The following is a 16417-nucleotide window of genomic DNA, read 5'->3' on the forward strand; positions in this document are numbered from 1 at the left end:
CCCGGCGGTCACCCGACCGCCGGGTACGCGTGCGTGTCGGTCGCCTTGACCGCCGCCCAGACCCGTTGCCCGGGGATCAGCCGCAGTTGGGCGGCGGCGGCCGGCGTGACGTCGGCGGCCACCCCGATCGGGCCGTCCAGTTGCACCCGCAGGTTGTCGCCGTGCCGCTGGACGCCGGCCACCGTGCCCGCCCAGGTGTTGCGCGGGCTGCCCTCCGGCCGGGACGGGTGCAGGGCCACCGCCGCCGGGCGGAACGCCACGAACGCCTCGCCGTCCAACCGGTCGGCGACGGTGAGGGTCAGCTCGGGCGCGACGCGTACCCCGTGCCCCTCGGCGGAGCCCCGGTAGAGGTTCAGCCCGACCAGGCGGGCCACGTAGTCGGTGCGCGGACGAGCGGTGACACTCGGCCCGTCGCCCTCCTGCACCACCCGGCCACCCTCGACGATGACCAGCCGGTCGGCCAACGCCAGGGCGTCCAGCGGGTCGTGGGTGACAAGCACCGTCGCGCCGGGGTGCCCGGACAGGTGCCGGTGCAGCTCCGCGCGGGTGTCCAGCCGGGTGCGGGCGTCCAGCGCGGCGAGCGGCTCGTCAAGCAGCAACAGTGCCGGCGACACGGCCAGCGCGCGGGCCAGCGCCACCCGCTGGGCCTGACCGCCGGAGAGCTGCCGGGGGCGGCGGTGCGCGTGCGCGGCGAGCCCCACCCGGCCCAGCCAGTCCCGGGCGGTGGCGCGGGCGGCCCGCCGGTCCACCCCGTGCCGGCGCGGCCCGAAGGCCACGTTGTCCAGGGCGCTGAGGTGCGGAAAGAGCAGATAGTCCTGGAAGACCACACCGATCGGTCGGCGTTCGGTGGGCACCCAGCCCCGCTCCGCCGGCCGGTCCAGGTCGACGCCGTCGAGCGTGACGTGCCCCGCCGTGAGGGACTGCAGCCCGGCCAGTGCGCGCAACGCGGTGGTCTTGCCGGCACCGTTCGGCCCGAGCAGCGCGACCACCTCGCCGGGTGCCACCCGCAGCGGGACGTCCAGTCGGAAGGCACCCCGGTCGACGACGAGCCGGGCGTCGAGCAGCGCGGACCTCATGCGCTCGTCATCCAGCGCTCCCGCAGGGCCACCAGAATGCCCACCGACACGACGAGCAGCACCAGGCTGAGCACGATCGCGGACTCCAGGTCGGTCTCCAGGGCCAGGTAGACGGCGAGCGGCATGGTCTGGGTGCGACCGGGATAGTTGCCGGCGAAGGTGATTGTCGCCCCGAACTCGCCAAGTGCCCGCGCCCAGCAGAGCACCGCCCCGGCGGCCAGCCCGGGGGCCACGAGCGGCAACGTGACGTGGGTGAAGGTGGTCCACCGCCCGGCGCCGAGCGTGGCGGCGGCCTCCTCGTAACGGTGGTCCGCGGCGCGCAGCGCCCCCTCCACGGCGATGACCAGGAACGGCATGGCGACGAACGACGCGGCCACCACGACGCCAGTGGTGGTGAAGGGCAGGGTGACGCCGAACGTGGCGTCCAGCCAACCGCCGAGCAGCCCTCGTCGCCCGAAGACGAGCAACAGCGCCACCCCGCCGACCACCGGGGGCAGCACCAGTGGCACGGTGACCAACGCGCGGACCAGTCGGCGGCCGGGGAACTCGACCCGGGCCAGCACCCAGGCCAGCGGCACCCCGAGCAGCAGGCAGAGCACTGTGGCCAGGGTCGCGGTCTGCACCGACAGTCGCAGCGCGGTGAGCGCCCCCGGCGCGGTGAGCCGCTGCGGCAGGGTCGCCCAGGGTGCCCGGACGACCAGACCGACGAGTGGCAGGACGAGGAAGAGCAGCCCCAGCCCGGCGGGGATCACCAGCGCCACCGGCACCCGCCCGCGCCGTCGCGAGGTGGCGTGTTCGAGGACGGCGCTCATGGCGCCTGGAAACCCGCCTCGGCGAGGATGGCCCGCGCCGGCGTCGAGGTGACGTACGCGACGAAAGCCCGCGCGCCGTCCGGATTGGGCGCGTCCCGCAACGCCACGATCGGGTAGTCGTTGATCGCCCGCGCCGACTCGGGAAACTCGACGCCTGTCACGTCGGCGCTCGCGGCCCGCGCGTCGGTGCGGTAGACCAGGGCGGCGTCGACCTCGCCGAGCTTCACCTTGGCGAGCGCGCCCTTGACGTCCTGCTCCAGGGTGACCGGGGTCAGCGTGACGCCGGCCGCGTCCAGGGCGGTGCGGGCGGCCGCCCCGCAGGGAACCTGGTTGGCGCAGAGCGCCACCTTCACGCCGGGCCGGCTCAGGTCGGCCAGCCCGGTCACAGCTGCCGGGTTGCCCCGGGGCACCGCGATCACCAACTGGTTGCGGGCGAAGACGCTCGGTGCGCCGTCGGCGGCGCCGGCCTTGGTGACAGTTGTCATGTTCGTCGGGGAGGCCGAGGCGAACACGTCCGCCGGGGCACCCTGGTTGATCTGGTTGGCCAGCGCGGAGCTGCCGGCGAAGTTGAGGGTCACGGTGCTGCCCGGGTGCGCGGCCTCGAAGTCCTTGCCGATGCGGGTGAACGACTCGGTGAGCGAGGCGGCTGCGAAGACCGTCACCGTGCCGGTGACCCGACCGTCGTCGGCCCCACCGGACGACTGGTCACCGCCAGCCCCGCAGCCGGCGACAGCCACCGCCGCCACGAGTGCGGCAACCGGCGTGCGCACCGCCCGCGCGCTCATCAGGTCGCCCGTCCCCGGGCCGGACCGGGCGCGGCCCGCTCCACCACCACGGTCGTCGACTTGATCACCGCGACGGCCACCGACCCGACCTGCAGATCCAACTCGTCGACCGCCTCCCGGCTCATCAGCGACACGACCCGGAACGGGCCGGCCTGGATGTCGACCTGGGCCATGACGGCGTCCTTGCGGACGTCGACAACGATGCCGCGCAGCCGGTTACGGGCTGAGGAGAGCTCGGCGCCCGCGTCCGGGTCGGCGGCCTGGGCGCGGGCGAAAGCCGCCAGGTCGACGCCGTCGATGATCCGATGACCGTGCTCGTCGCGCCCGGCGGCGAGTCGCCCGGCGTCCACCCAGCGGCGGATGGTGTCGGCGCTGACGCCGAGCAGGTCGGCGGCCTCTCCGATCCGGTACGTCGTCACCGGCCCACCTTAACCCCCGCACCTGCGAGCCCAAAAGGCCCATCCGGGCCGCATCCACCCACGTCGACAGGACGTCGATGCCGGCAGTTGCGGCCATCGACCCCGGTCACGGCGCAAGATCGTGCTCGATCCAGGAAGTAGTGGCATCGGGATGTCGGTGAGGCCACTACTTCCCGGATCGAGCGTGACCATCCGAGGCGAGCCCCGCGCCCAGCGGGGCGCGGGGGCGCGGGGCGGGCGGGCCGTGGCGGCTCCGCCCGCCCCGACGACCCGCTCAGCAGTTGCGGAGTTCGGGGGACTGGTTGAGCAGTTGGCCACGGGTCGACACGAAGCGGCGGTAGCGCTCCCCGTCGACAGCCGACGGGCGGAACGCGGCGACGCGGTGGCAGTTCTGGAAGGCCAGGCGTACGCCGAAGTGCCGTTCCAGGCCGGCGCGGATCGCGTCGCTCGCCAGCGCGCGCAGCAACTGTCCCCGATCGGCGTCGGTGGGCGGCGCGACGACGTTGTCGGCCAGGTCGGCGTCGCCGGCCGCCAGTTCGGCCACCACCCGGCTGACGGTGGCCCAGGCGTACGGGAGTGAGTCGCGGACGCAGGCGATGAAGGCCTCGTCGTCGACGGGGCCGCGTTCGGCGGCGTCGAGCAGGGCGGGCGGGACGGTGAGTGACATGGTTCTCCTCCGCTTCAGCTAATGATTACCGTTTTCATTAACGGCGTCGACCGAGCAGACCACGTCATCGGACGGACGTCAACGATCAGCGGGCGTGGCGCGCCACGACCCGCCCGGGGAATTTGGGAATGACAGCAGGTCAGGGTCGGCGGGGATGGCCCTTGAGGTGCCGACCCAGCTCGCGGGCGATCTCCCGGTTGGCGTCCCGCTCGGCAAGCGTCTGCCGCTTGTCGTAGGAGCGCTTGCCCTTGGCCAGGGCCAACTCGACCTTGGCGTAGCCGTTCTCGAAGTACATCGACAGCGGGACCAGAGTCACCCCGCCCTCGCGGACCTTGTCCAGGATCCGGTCGATCTCGGCCCGGTGCAGCAGCAGCTTGCGGTTGCGACGCGGGGCGTGGTTGGTCCACGTGCCGTAGGCGTACTCGGCGATGTGCAGGCCGTACAGCACGATCTCACCGTCGCGTTCGTGCGCGAACGCGTCCACCAGCGAGGCCCGCCCCTCGCGCAGCGACTTCACCTCGGTGCCGACCAGCACGATGCCCGCCTCGTACGTCCGCAGCACCGTGTACTCGTGGCGGGCCTTCTTGTTCGACGCGATCAACCGGCGTTCGGGCTGCTTGGACGGGCTCACCCCGCGACGATATCCGGCCGCCGCCTCAGCCGGCCCGCCCGGCTCCGTCGGCCGCGGGTCGCCCTCGGCGCAGCTGCCCGGTCAACTCCCGTACCGCCGCCGCGAACTCGTCCTGCGACTCACACGGCCAGTGTCCCAGGATCGGTGGGGGGACGCTGTCGCTGGGCGCCGGCACCACATCCTCCGGGTCGACAAGTCGGCGGTCCACCATCGCCGCCGGCCCGGTGAGCGTTTCGGCCTTTCCGGGCCGGTGGGCGGCGAAGATCCAACCGCCGATCGGGTCGGTGTCGCGCCACAGGTTGATCCAGCGCCAGCCGACCCGCTCGCCGATCTCGCGCAGCGCCGGCTCGTCGGCGTAGGCCGGGAACAGCCGCGAGTACAACCGACCCAGAGGCGAGCCGTAGGTCAGCAGGGCGACCCGGTCGGTGATCCGGGTGGGCAGTTGCAGCACCGTGGCGGCGAGCAGCACCGAGCCGTGGCTGTGCCCGGCCAGCAGCACGCCCTGCCCCTGTTCCACCAGGTAGGAGATCCGCTTGGCCAACTCCGGCACGGCCCGCTCGGCGTAGCAGGGCGGCGCGAACGGGTGCGCCGCCCGGGGCCAGAACGTGCCCAGGTCCCAGAGCACACCCACGTACCTGCGGAACTGCGCGGTCCGGTACGCGAAGATGCCTCCCACCACCAGGCCGAGCAGGATCGCGGCGATCGCGTAGCTGCCCGACCCGATCAGGAAGTTGACCATGCTCTCGGGCACTCCGACGTAGCGCTGCGCCAGTTCGCCAGGCGGGAGCTGGAGCAGACCGAGCACGCTTGTCGACAGGCCGAGCGCCGCCAGCCCGGCGTACACCACGGAGAGCGGTTCCAACCGCTCGGTGAACCGGGCGCGGGCGATCGCCTGTTCGACCCGGCGCAGCCGGTCCGCCGCCGACGGGGGCGCGAGCGGGAAGTCGGCGGCCACGATCGCCCGCGCGGCCCGCCGCCGCCCGCGCCGGGTCAGCCTGGTCATCACCGCCGCCACCAGCAGGGCGCTCAGCACCGCCAGAAAGAACCCGAAGATCGCCCACTTGTACGCCAGGGGCGGGCTGGTCTCCAGGCCGTCCGCGGTCGTCCCCTCGCGATCGAGCAGGTCCGCCACCCGGTAGACCAGCTCGGCGGAGAACGCCACGGCGAGGCCGGCGGCGATCGTGACGAAGACCGGCGCTCCCAACGCGCGCAGCGGCGCCCCGTGCTGCCCGCCGCCCCGCCGCCGGAGCACCAGCGCGGCCAGGGCGGTGATCAGCATCATCTGGCTGACGAACAGCCAGGCCACGATCGCCCCGTAGCCGGGCAGCGCGACGCCGTGTGGCCACGGGGCCGGGCTGATGACGATGTGCACGATCACCAGCATCGTCACACCGCAGGCGATCGTGCGCAGCCCGCGGAAGAGGGCGTCCACCCGGGGTGCCGGGTCGGTGCGGTCGATGCTCGGCACCACGGTGAGCAGGACCAGGCAGGCCAGCAGCAGCCCGCCGGTGGCCGCCAGCAGGATCACCATCACCCAGGAGCGGTGCTGGCTGGCCCGGGCGGCCAGCAGGCTGCCGTCAAGGGTGGCGAACGCCGCCGCGACGTGGACCGAGCGCAACCGACCCACCAGCGGCTCGCCGTCCCACTGGCCGACCGCGCTGAGCTGGTGTTTCGAGGTCGGGGTCGACGGGCTCCGGAACGCGTCGAACGAGTGGCCCGGTCGGGCGCCCAACCACCAGACCAGCCCGATGGCGGCGACCGGCACCAACGACAGCACACCCAGGCGCAGCCCCGGCGGGCGTTCACCGAGCCAGGACAGCCAACTCCGCCCGGCCAGGCACGACGGGGTGTCCATGCAGCGCCAGGCGACCAGGTCCAACGCCGCCCCGACGATGGAGAGCACATAGAGCATGGTGAGGGTGAGGGCGAGCACCCGGCACAGCGCCATGAAGCCGAGCTTCGAAGCGGGGCTCGCCGGGCGCATCCACAGCGCCACGTTGCAGAGCATGAACGGCAACAGGAACACCAGCGACAGCGTCCGCACGGCCGTGCCGGAGGGCAGGTCGCTCCACCGGTACGCCTCGAGCGTCACCCCGTCCGTCCCGGTCGAGTCCGGGTAACCGGGGCGCGGTCGGTAGAACCCGCCACTGCGGTCCCCGGCGACCTGGTGCACGTACGGCCGGCCCAGCACCTGGTCCGCCCCCGCGCCGGAGACGCCGTGCACCCGCAGCTCCACCATCCCGCCCGACGTGGTCGGTCCGGTCGGCGACACGTCCGCCATGGGCCCCCCGAGGTGTGCGCGGCAGCCGGCGCGTCGTCGACGTGCGACCACCCACGCGGCTCCCCGGCTTACCCATCCCGTACCCGGTCAACCGTCCCGGCGCGGCCGGGCCGTGGTGCGCACGACAGACGACAGGTGGTTTCATGGCGCCATGGCGAATCCGGTGATCCTGACCGTCGACGACGACCCCGTGGTGTCCCGTGCGGTGGCCCGGGACATCCGCCGCCGCTACGGCGACCGCTACCGGGTGCTGCGGGCCTCCTCCGGCCCGGAGGCGCTTGACGCGCTGCGGGAGGTCAAGCTGCGCGGCGAACAGGTGGCGTTGCTCCTGGCCGACCACCGGATGCCGGAGATGACCGGGGTGGAGTTCCTGGAAGCGGCGATGGACATCTTCCCGGCCGCCCGCCGGGTGCTGCTCACCGCCTACGCGGACACCGACGCCGCGATCGAGGCGATAAACGTGGTGGACCTGGACCACTACCTGCTCAAGCCCTGGCATCCGCCGGAGGAGAAGCTGTACCCGGTGGTCGACGGGCTGTTGGAGGCGTGGTCGGTCACCCCGGACGCGGCCAGCGCCGAGATCCGGGTCGTCGGGCACCGCTGGTCGGCGCCGTCGTTCAAGGTTCGTGACTTCCTGGCGCGCAACCTGGTGCCGTACCGGTGGATGCTCTCCGACGACCCGGAGGGCGCCCGCCTGCTCGACGCGGCCGGGGCCACCGAGGCGGACGTGCCGCTTGTGGTGACGGCCGACGGGAAGGCGTTGGTCGCCCCCAGTGAGGCCGAGTTGGCCGCGCTGGCCGGGTTGACTGTGGTGCCGGCGTCGGACTTCTACGACCTGGTGGTGATCGGTGGCGGCCCGGCCGGCCTCGGTTCGGCGGTGTACGGCGCGTCGGAGGGGCTGCGCACCGTGCTCGTCGAGCGGCGGGCGACCGGCGGGCAGGCCGGGCAGAGCAGCCGGATCGAGAACTACCTGGGCTTTCCCGACGGCGTCTCGGGCGCGCAGTTGACCGATCGGGCCCGGCGGCAGGCTGTCAAGTTCGGTGCCGAGCTGCTCAGCGCCCGGGAGGTGGTCGGTCTGAGTGAGGCCGGCGGCGCCCGGCTGCTGCGCTTCGGCGACGGCTCCGAGATCGCGGCGCACACCGTGGTGCTGGCGACCGGGGTGTCGTACCGGGTGCTCGACGCCCCCGGGCTTGCCGACTTCACCGGTCGGGGGGTGTTCTACGGTGCCGCGGCCACGGAGGCGCCGAGCTGCGTCGAGCAGGACGTCTACATCGTCGGCGGGGCCAACTCCGCCGGGCAGGCGGCGGTGCACTTCTCCCGGTACGCGTCGCGGGTGCACCTGCTGATCCGGGGCGCGGACCTGACCGCCTCGATGTCGCGGTACCTGATCGACCAGTTGGAGCGGATCGACTCGATCACCGTGCACCCGCACACCGCCGTTGTCGGCGCGGCCGGGGAGGGTCACCTGCAACAGTTGACCCTCTGCGACACCCGTACCGGGGAGGCCCGTTCGGTCGACACCTCGTGGCTGTTCATCTTCATCGGTGCGGAGCCGCGTACCGACTGGTTGGACGGGGTGCTGGTCCGCGATCAGCGTGGCTTCATCGTCACCGGCCCGGACCTGCTGGCGGGTGGGCGCCGGCCCGCCGGTTGGTCCCTGTCCCGCGATCCGTACCACCTGGAGACAAGCGTGCCGGGGGTGTTCGCCGCCGGCGACGTGCGGGCCGAGTCGGTCAAGCGGGTCGCCTCGGCCGTCGGCGAGGGCGCGATGGCAGTGTCGCTCGTACACCGCTACCTGGAGGCCCAATGAGCTGGCAGTCGCGAACGAAGGAGACCCGGTGAGCGTGAGGAGTGAGCCGGGTTTGCGAGCCCCGCAGTCGCGAACGAAGGAGATCCTGTGACCACCGCGTCTGATCGGCTGACACCCGCGCAGTTGCGTACCCTGTTTCTGTTCGAGGCGCTCGACGACGGGCAGCTCGACTGGCTGGCGGAGCGTGGCCGCGTCGAGCAGCGGGCCGGCGGCACCCTCGTGTACGGCGAGGGTGAGCCCGCGACCTGTTTCTTCGTGCTGGTGCGCGGTGCGGTGGCGCTGAGCCGGCAGGTGCGCGGCGACGATGTCGAGGTCAGCCGGACCGACCAGCGCGGCGTGTACGGCGGTGCGGTCCAGGCGTACCTGGGTGACCAGGTCGACCAGGTCTACCGCAACAGCCTACGGGCGGTGACCGACGCGGACTTCTTCGTGCTGCCGGCGGAGGACTTCGCGCACGCCCTGCGGTCCTGGTTCCCGATGCCGATGCATCTGTTGGAGGGGCTGTTCTTCGGCATGCGGGACTCGCAGACGATCGTCGGCGAACGGGAGCGGCTGCTGGCGCTCGGTTCACTGTCGGCGGGGTTGACCCACGAGTTGAACAACCCGGCCGCGGCGGCGGTGCGCGCCACCTCGGTGTTGCGCGACCGGGTCGCCGGGATGCGGCACAAGCTCGCCATGATCGCCGATGGTCGGCTCGACGGCACCGCCCTGCACGGCCTCGTCGCGTTGCAGGAGGAGGCGGTGGCCCGGGTGGCCAACGCGCCGACGCTGACCCCGGTGGCCACCGCCGACGCCGAGGACACCCTCACCGACTGGCTGGAGGAGCACGGGGTTGACGGTGCCTGGGACCTGGCGCCGATCCTGGTGGGTGGCGGTCTGGACGCGGCCTGGTTGGCGCGGGTGAAGGCCGCTGTGGGTGCGGCGGATCTGGAGGCGGCGGTGCGCTGGCTCACCTACACCGTCGACACCGAGCTGCTGATGCGCGAGATCGGCGATTCGGTCACCCGGATCTCGGGCCTGGTCGGCGCGGCCAAGCAGTACTCGCAGCTGGACCGCGCGCCGCACCGGGTGGTGGACGTGCACGACCTGCTCGACGCCACGCTGGTGATGTTCAAGGGCAAGATCCCCGCCGAGGTCAAGCTGGTCCGCGAGTACGACCGCGGCCTCCCGCCGGTCCCGGCGTACGCGGCCGAGCTGAACCAGGTGTGGACGAACCTGATCGACAACGCGTTGGGCGCGATGGGCGAGAAGGGGGTGCTGACCGTCCACACCGGACGGATTGGCGACCTGCTGGCGGTGGAGGTCACCGACACCGGCCCGGGTATCCCGCCCGAGGTGCGTCCGCGCATCTTCGAGCCGTTCTTCACCACCAAGCCGGTGGGCGCGGGCACCGGCCTGGGGTTGGACATCTCGTACCGGATCGTGGTGCACAAGCACCACGGCGACATCCGGGTGGAGACCGAGCCGGGTCGGACCACGTTCCGGGTGCTGCTGCCGATCACGGCGGGCGCGGCGGAGGTGCCCGGCGACGCGCCGGCCACCTAGTCACGACGAGCTGATGACCGGGGTCGACGAACGGAGTCCCGCCGACACCCGCTGACCGGGTCGCGCGGCGCTCAACCGAGGAGGCCGACGCGGACCGATGCGGCGGCTATGCCCAGGCGCGGTCGAGGGCTATCGCCAGCCGCTGTATCCACTGCTCGACGGTGCCGCCGATACCCGGGTACTCGTCGGTGAAGTTGGCCCAGTCGACGTCCCAGGTCAGCACGGTCTCGGCGCCGAAGTGGTCGGCTTCGGTGGCGAGATCCGGTCGCATGAGCCGGCGGACCAGGCCGAGGTCGACGGTGGTGGTTTCGGCGAGGAGGACCGCGTCGTGGAGATCCTTGCCCTGCGGATAGGAGTCGGCGGCCAGCCACAGCAGCTTCCACGCCAGCGCCAGCGCGGCGGGTGCGGCGAGCATCGGCTCCGCGATACCCGGCAGCATGACCGTCTCCGGTGGGAGAGGAAGCTCTTCGCCGAAGACGATGTCGATCTGTACGTGGCCGTCCGGCGCCCCGGCCACGCTGAACGGGACGACGAGGCGGCGGCCGTCGGCTCGCTCGTACGTCCAGATGGCGGCCTCGCTGATCCGGTCCGGTCGCAAACCGGCATCCGGGACGGTCCGGATGACGGCCTTGACGGCGTCGAGTAGCGCACGGGCGTCAGCACTGTCGCTGGTGATCGTGTGCGGGACGACGACGAAGTCGAGGTCGCCCGGCTCACGGGCGCCGGCACCGACCTGGGCGGGCATGAGGACGCTGCCGCGCAGCATCAGATGGCGGCTCTCGGGGATCGCCGCGATGCCCGCCAGGACCTGGTGCATCGCGGCGCGCCGGGCGGTGGTCCACCGCTCACCGGTGGCGGCCACGAGGAAGTCGGGCTCACCGGCCCGGTACGCGTTCGAATACTGCCTCAGTGCCGGGTCGAACGCCGCCCGCTGGCGGACGGGCACGTCTCCGGGCAGTGGCCGGTAGGTCGGCGGGAAGCCCGACGAGCCCTCCGGCGCGGACCTCATCAGGTTCTCGCGTTTCGCCGCCCACTCGTTCACGCGGCTTTCGGGCACCTTCAGCCAGCGTTCGTCGTGTGCCGGGTTGCCGTCGAACACGACGTACTCCTGCTCGACGGCAACGGGCTGATGGCCGGCGGCGGTCAGGGCCGCGACGAGGTCGTCCAGGCGTTGCGTGGCGGTGTCGAGCCCGACGCCGTGGCAGCGCTGGTTGACGAACCGCTCCTGCACACCATCAGCGCGTTCCCGGCGGGCGTTGCGGGACAGCCGCGCCCCGTGCGGTTCGACCAGATCGGTGATCGCCAGTAGCTGTGCCACCGCGGGGCCGGTCAGCAGCAGTTTGAGGTGATGCTCGAAGTACCTGCCCTCCGGCTCCGTCGCCGCCTGCTCGTCCGACTGCGGCACACCGACACACCACGGCGCCGCCTCGATCTTCGTGCGGCGCACGTGCATACCGGCGGCCCGCACCTCGCGTTCCCAGCGCAGCGCCGCGGCCCGCTGCTCGTCCAGCGTGCCTCGCCCGGTCACTGTGAGCATCGGCTGGGAGGCGAACGTGCCCCGGTCGAGCACGATGTGCACGAACTTCATCCCGTGCCGGGCCGCGAAGGCGGACAGCGCCTCCGCCTCGCGATCTTCGACCGTGATGTGGATTTCGAAGTCCCCCGACACCGCAAGCATCGGCGAAGTCTATGCCGTGCGAACCGGCCGGGGGGCCCCGCGTCAGCGCACGCGGGCGACCCCGCAGTAGCCATCCACGGCGGTCGCGGGCCGGCTGTCGGTCCGCCAGTGCCCCAGCGGCACGACACCCGGCTCGACGAGGTCGAGGCCGTCGAAGAACGCCGTGAAGTCCGCCACCTCGCGCAGGTGGTACGGCAGCGCACCGCTTTCGTTGTACTGCCGGTGCGACTCGATGACCCGCTCGCTGGTGGCCGTGCCGTCGGACATCGCCAGAAAGCTGCCCGACGGCAGGGACGAGACCAGAGCGTCGACGATGGCCTGCGCCTCGGCCGGCTTCTCGACGTGACCCATGACGCCCAGCATCATCAGCGCGATCGGCTCACCGAAGTCCAGTGTCTCGCGGGCACCCTGGACGATCTTGTCCCGGTCGCGCAGGTCGGCGTCGACATACTGGGTGGCACCCTCCTCGCTGCTGGTGAGCAACACCCGGGCGTGCGCGAGCACCATCGGGTCGTTGTCGACGTAGACGACGCGCGCCTGCGGCGTGATCCGTTGGGCGACCTCGTGGGTGTTGTCGGCGGTGGGTAGGCCGGTGCCGATGTCGAGGAACTGGCGGATCCCCGCCTCCGCGGCGAGATAGGTCACCGCTCGTCCGAGAAACGCGCGCGAATGCCGTGCCGCCTCGACGATTTCCGGGAAGACCGCCCGTACCTGTTGGCCGACCTCGCGATCCGGGGCGAAGTTGTCCTTACCGCCGAGCCAGTAGTTCCACACCCGTGCCGAGTGCGGCACCGTCGTGTCCAGTTTGGCGGCCGAACCTCCCACCGGCTGCTCAGTTTGGTCCTGCGACATGTCCGTCTCCCCTTACCAGCCATACGACGTCGAGGCCGTAGCCTAGCGGCGCGGCGGCACCCGCATGGTCCTGCGGATCGACCAAACCCTTGTCCCTGCTGCCTGATGGCGGCAAAGGCCATGGTCGGAGGCCGTCGGGCCACCCGCCGCGATCGGCGACCGGTGCCGTCAGGAGGCGGCTGTCAGGAACTCGGCAAGGACCCGCGTGTGGGTGGAGAACGCCAACTCGACAGGGTCGGTGAGCACCAGCCACTCGGTCGCCTCCTCCGTCGGCGTCGACGCTGGCAGGTCCTCGGCGTGCTGCTCGGGCAGCACCCCGAAGATCATCATCGTCCCGCCGGCAGGGGCGCCGTGCACCGCGAACAGCCGGGCATCCTCGGCCGCCGCTACCAGGCCGGTCTCCTCCCGCAGCTCACGGACGAGCGCGTCGGACCACTCCTCGCCGTACTCGATGAAGCCGCCGGGCAGCGCGAGCAGGCCGCGGGCCGGCTCGATGTCCCGGCGGACCACCACCACGCCCAGGCCCCCGGCCGTGCGGACCGGCAGCACCGCGACCGCCACGGGCACCGGGTTGCGCCAGACGGTCTCCCCGCAGGCCACGCAGACCCGGGGCCAGCCGGCGGCCGGCGGGTAGGCGGCGCCACAGGAGGAGCAGTGCGAGTGCGGCGTGCCGGTCATGTCGCAGCACGCTACTCCGCGCACTCCCCGGACTGCCGGGCCGTCGCTCGGGCCGTGCGGGCCGCGCTCAGGCCTCCGGGGTGCCGGTGTAGAAGGCGGTGGTACGGGCGGCGGCGGCGTTCGCCTCGTCGGGGTCGGTGCCGGCGGCGATGCTCGCCGCACCCCACAGGCGGCTGCTCAGCTCGATGGCCCGTCGGCCCTCGGCGGAGGCGGTCCACTCGGCGCCCTGTTCCGGGGTGATTCCGCTGCCGTCGCCGGCCAGGTGCGAGGCGAGACCGAGCAGGCCCAGATCCCAGCCGACGCCGACCGCGCCCGGCCCGAACTGGGCCCACCGGTCCTGGTCGACGTGCGCGATGTGGTCCAGGTCGAGGCGGGCCCGCTCGTCGTCGACGGCGGTGACCCGCACCTCGATCCAGCTCACCTCGCCGCCCATTTCCCAGGTGGCGGTGAAGCGGTGCGGCGGCTCGCAGCTCTCGATGACGCCGTGGGCGTTGCCCTGGAGTTGGTACTTGCCGTGCAGCCGCAGGTCGCCGGAGATCGGCAGGAACCAGCGGGGGATGCGCTCGGCGTTGGTGCAGGCGTCCCAGAGATCCTCGGCCGTCGCCTGGTAGGTCTGGCTGATCGTGCTGACCCGGGCCTCACCGGCTGCCAGGGTACGGCTGCCGACGGTGCGCTGTACGGCGTTGATCTGCTCGGTGGCGTCGAACATCAGGGGGTCCTCTCGTCGGGTGGGTCGGTTGGCTCGCGCAGTCGACGTTCGCGTCGGCCTCGGGCCAGCTCGGTGGCGAGTGCCGTCAGGGGTGGGGTCCAGAATCGGCGGAAGTGCTCCAGCCAGCCGTCGACTTCGCGCAGCGGTCGTGGGTCGACCGCGTACAGCCGCCGGGCGCCCACCGGGCGCACGGTGGCGAAACCGTTGTCCCGCAACACCTTGAGGTGCTGGGACACGGCGGGCTGGGAGATGCCGAACTCGTCGCGGATCACCGCGCTGACCGCGCCGGCGGTCTGTTCGCCGGTGGCGAGCAGTTCCAGGATGCGGCGCCGGACCGGATCGCCCAGCACGTCGAAGGCGTGCACGAACCCTTTATATCAGCAGCGGCTTATTTAAGCCAAGCGTGATGAACCGATCAGCTTGTCCAGCCGGATCGGCAGGTCCCGGATCCGCACGCCGGTGGCATGGTGCACCGCATTGGCGACCGCCGCCGCCGCGCCGACGATGCCGATCTCACCGATGCCCTTCACCCCGGCCGGGTTCAGCTCGTCGTCGCGCTCGTCGAGCCAGTACGCCTCGATGGACTCCACGTCCGCGCAGCCGGTGATGTGATAGGTCGCCAGGTCGTGGTTGACCCAGTCGCCGTACCGCTCGTCGAGCAGGCCCTCCTCGTGCAGGGCCATCGACAGCCCCATCGTCATGCCGCCGATGAGCTGACTACGCGCCGTCGTCGGGTTCACCACCCGACCGGCCGCGAAGACCCCGAGCATCCGGTTCAGCCGTACCTCGCCGGTGTCGGCGTCCACCCGCACCTCGACGAACTGCGCCCCGTACGCGTACCGGGGCCGGGTCGGCTGCCCGCCCACCTCCTCGGCCGTGTCCACCTCGACGGTCACCTCGCCGGGGTGGTCGCGCACCTTCTCGCGTACGGCCTGGCAGGCGCGGATGACCGCCCAGCTCCAACTGGCGGTGCCCATCGAGCCGCCGGCGAGCGGAGCGCTCGGCAGCTCACTGTCCCCGATCTGGATCGCCACCCGCTCCGGCGGCACCCCGAGGGCGTCCGCGGCCACCTGCCAGATCGCCGTGCGGGCGCCGGTGCCGATGTCGGTGGCGTTAATTCGGACCAGGAAACCCCCGTCCGGCCGGGCGGTGGCGGTGGCCGACGACGGCCGGGCCCGGGCCGGGTAGCTCGACCCGGCCACCCCGGTGCCGATCAACCAGCGCCCGTCGCGCCGGGCCCGGGGCGTCGGGTCCCGGTCGGCCCAGCCGAACCGCTGCGCCCCCTCGCGCAGGCAGGTCACCAGGTTGCGGCTGGTGAACGGCAGCCCCTGGTCGGGGTCGACATCTGTGTCGTTGCGGATGCGCAGCTCCACCGGGTCGATGCCGACGGCGACGGCCAGTTCGTCCATCGCCGACTCCAGCGCGTACGCGCCGGGGCACTCGCCGGGGGCGCGCATCCAGAACGGGGTGGGCACGTCGAGGCGGGCCAGCCGGTGCGTGGTGCGGCGGTGCGGCGCGGCGTACATGCTGCGGGTGTAGACGGCGGTCTGTTCGGCGAACTCGCGGATGGTCGAGGTCTGGCTTATCGCGTCGTGGCAGATCGCGGTGAGCCGCCCGTCGGCGTCGGCGGCGAGGCGGACCCGCTGGATGGTGGGGGTGCGGTAGCCGACCGGGCCGAACAGTTGCTGCCGGGTCAACGCCAGCTTGACCGGCCGGTCCACGTGCCGGGCGGCGAGGGCGGCCAGCACCACCGGCGCCTTGGTGTAGCCCTTGCTGCCGAAGCCGCCACCGACGTGCTCGGCGACCACCCGGATCGACTCCGGGGGCAGCTCGAACAGCTCGGCCAGGGTGGCGCGGACCGGCGACGCGCCCTGGGTGGAGTCGTGCACCAGCAGCCGGCCGTCGCGCCACTGTGCCGTCGTGGCGTGCGGCTCCATCGGGTTGTTGTGGTACGCAGGCGTGCGGTACGTGACGTCCACCCGCACCGGCGCCGCCGCGTACCCGGCGTCGAAGTCACCCTCGACGGTGTCGGTCGGATAGCTGGGGTTTACCTGGTCCGGCTTGTACAGGCCGGGGTGCTCGTCGGTGAGCACAGTGCTGTGCGGCCCGGCGTCGTAGTCGATGCGGACCAGCCGGGCGCCCTCGCGGGCCGCCTCCAGGCTGGTGGCCACCACCACGGCGACGTACTGCCCCCGGTAGTGCACAGTCGGGTCCTGCAACAGCCACAACTCCCGCTCGGGACCGGACGCGAGTCGGGGCGCGTTGCCGTGGTGCACCACGGCCAACACACCCGGCGACGCCAGCGCCTCCGTCGTGTCCACCCGGGTGATCCGGCCGCGGACCACCGCCGACGGCACCGCCCAGCCGTAGGTGATCCCGTCCACCGGGTGCTCCACCGCGTACCGGGCCGTGCCGGTGACCTTCTCCCGACCCTCTAACCGGGGGTACGCGCGGCCGACCGCCCCGGTGCTCAC

The 16417-nt window shown here is 72.4% G+C and carries 15 protein-coding genes; 2 read left to right on the forward strand and 13 right to left on the reverse strand.

The genetic code is table 11. From position 1 onward, the window contains the following. Positions 1 to 8: 8 nt before the first annotated feature. The 7 genes from AB0B85_RS20385 to AB0B85_RS20415 form a co-directional block, all read right to left on the reverse strand. A complete protein-coding gene (locus tag AB0B85_RS20385; protein ID WP_357409472.1) occupies positions 9 to 1076 on the reverse strand; it encodes an ABC transporter ATP-binding protein in 1068 nt (355 codons plus the stop codon). Then, positions 1073 to 1888 (reverse strand): ABC transporter permease, encoded by an 816-nt coding sequence (locus AB0B85_RS20390; protein ID WP_357409474.1) that lies wholly within the window; start codon positions 1886 to 1888, stop codon positions 1073 to 1075. The genes AB0B85_RS20385 and AB0B85_RS20390 overlap by 4 nt, the downstream gene beginning before the upstream one ends. Beyond that, entirely contained in the window at positions 1885 to 2673 is a 789-nt protein-coding gene (modA, locus tag AB0B85_RS20395) for a molybdate ABC transporter substrate-binding protein (RefSeq protein ID WP_357409476.1), read from the reverse strand. The genes AB0B85_RS20390 and modA overlap by 4 nt, the downstream gene beginning before the upstream one ends. Continuing rightward, complete coding sequence (locus tag AB0B85_RS20400) at positions 2673 to 3092, reverse strand: TOBE domain-containing protein (protein ID WP_357409478.1); 420 nt, start codon at positions 3090 to 3092, stop codon at positions 2673 to 2675. Before AB0B85_RS20400 ends, modA begins: the two co-directional genes overlap by 1 nt. 274 nt (positions 3093 to 3366) lie before the next feature. Continuing rightward, on the reverse strand, positions 3367 to 3759 hold the full coding sequence (locus AB0B85_RS20405) for an SCO5389 family protein (RefSeq protein WP_357409480.1): 393 nt from the start codon (positions 3757 to 3759) through the stop codon (positions 3367 to 3369). Positions 3760 to 3898: 139 nt separating this feature from the next. Then, on the reverse strand, positions 3899 to 4390 hold the full coding sequence (gene smpB / locus AB0B85_RS20410) for an SsrA-binding protein SmpB (RefSeq protein ID WP_355028660.1): 492 nt from the start codon (positions 4388 to 4390) through the stop codon (positions 3899 to 3901). 25 nt (positions 4391 to 4415) lie between these two features. Next, positions 4416 to 6671, reverse strand: coding sequence for a hypothetical protein (locus AB0B85_RS20415; protein WP_357409483.1), 2256 nt, complete (start codon positions 6669 to 6671; stop codon positions 4416 to 4418). A gap of 151 nt (positions 6672 to 6822) precedes the next feature. Here AB0B85_RS20415 and AB0B85_RS20420 point away from each other — a divergent pair, with 151 nt between their 5' ends. Next, on the forward strand, positions 6823 to 8481 hold the full coding sequence (locus AB0B85_RS20420) for an FAD-dependent oxidoreductase (RefSeq protein WP_357409485.1): 1659 nt from the start codon (positions 6823 to 6825) through the stop codon (positions 8479 to 8481). Between the two features lie 87 nt (positions 8482 to 8568). Further along, positions 8569 to 10026, forward strand: a complete 1458-nt coding sequence (locus AB0B85_RS20425) for an ATP-binding protein (RefSeq protein WP_357409487.1) — start codon at positions 8569 to 8571, stop codon at positions 10024 to 10026. 106 nt (positions 10027 to 10132) lie between these two features. Here the strand turns inward: AB0B85_RS20425 and AB0B85_RS20430 are convergent, their stop codons facing one another. The 6 genes from AB0B85_RS20430 to AB0B85_RS20455 all read right to left on the reverse strand — a co-directional run bounded on the left by AB0B85_RS20430 (position 10133) and on the right by AB0B85_RS20455 (position 16417). Beyond that, positions 10133 to 11704 (reverse strand): nucleotidyl transferase AbiEii/AbiGii toxin family protein, encoded by a 1572-nt coding sequence (locus tag AB0B85_RS20430; RefSeq protein ID WP_357409489.1) that lies wholly within the window; start codon positions 11702 to 11704, stop codon positions 10133 to 10135. 42 nt (positions 11705 to 11746) lie between these two features. Beyond that, positions 11747 to 12556: an SAM-dependent methyltransferase gene (locus AB0B85_RS20435; RefSeq protein ID WP_357409491.1), complete on the reverse strand. Its 810-nt coding sequence runs from the start codon at positions 12554 to 12556 to the stop codon at positions 11747 to 11749. A gap of 168 nt (positions 12557 to 12724) precedes the next feature. After that, positions 12725 to 13234: an NUDIX domain-containing protein gene (locus AB0B85_RS20440; RefSeq protein ID WP_357409493.1), complete on the reverse strand. Its 510-nt coding sequence runs from the start codon at positions 13232 to 13234 to the stop codon at positions 12725 to 12727. A gap of 67 nt (positions 13235 to 13301) precedes the next feature. Continuing rightward, positions 13302 to 13943, reverse strand: coding sequence for an SRPBCC family protein (locus tag AB0B85_RS20445; protein ID WP_357409494.1), 642 nt, complete (start codon positions 13941 to 13943; stop codon positions 13302 to 13304). After that, positions 13943 to 14308 (reverse strand): metalloregulator ArsR/SmtB family transcription factor, encoded by a 366-nt coding sequence (locus AB0B85_RS20450; RefSeq protein ID WP_357409497.1) that lies wholly within the window; start codon positions 14306 to 14308, stop codon positions 13943 to 13945. Before AB0B85_RS20450 ends, AB0B85_RS20445 begins: the two co-directional genes overlap by 1 nt. A 27-nt stretch (positions 14309 to 14335) precedes the next feature. Further along, complete coding sequence (locus AB0B85_RS20455) at positions 14336 to 16417, reverse strand: xanthine dehydrogenase family protein molybdopterin-binding subunit (protein ID WP_357409499.1); 2082 nt, start codon at positions 16415 to 16417, stop codon at positions 14336 to 14338.

Origin of the sequence: Micromonospora sp. NPDC049044 (genome assembly GCF_040649215.1) — a bacterium.
GTDB lineage: Bacteria > Actinomycetota > Actinomycetes > Mycobacteriales > Micromonosporaceae > Micromonospora.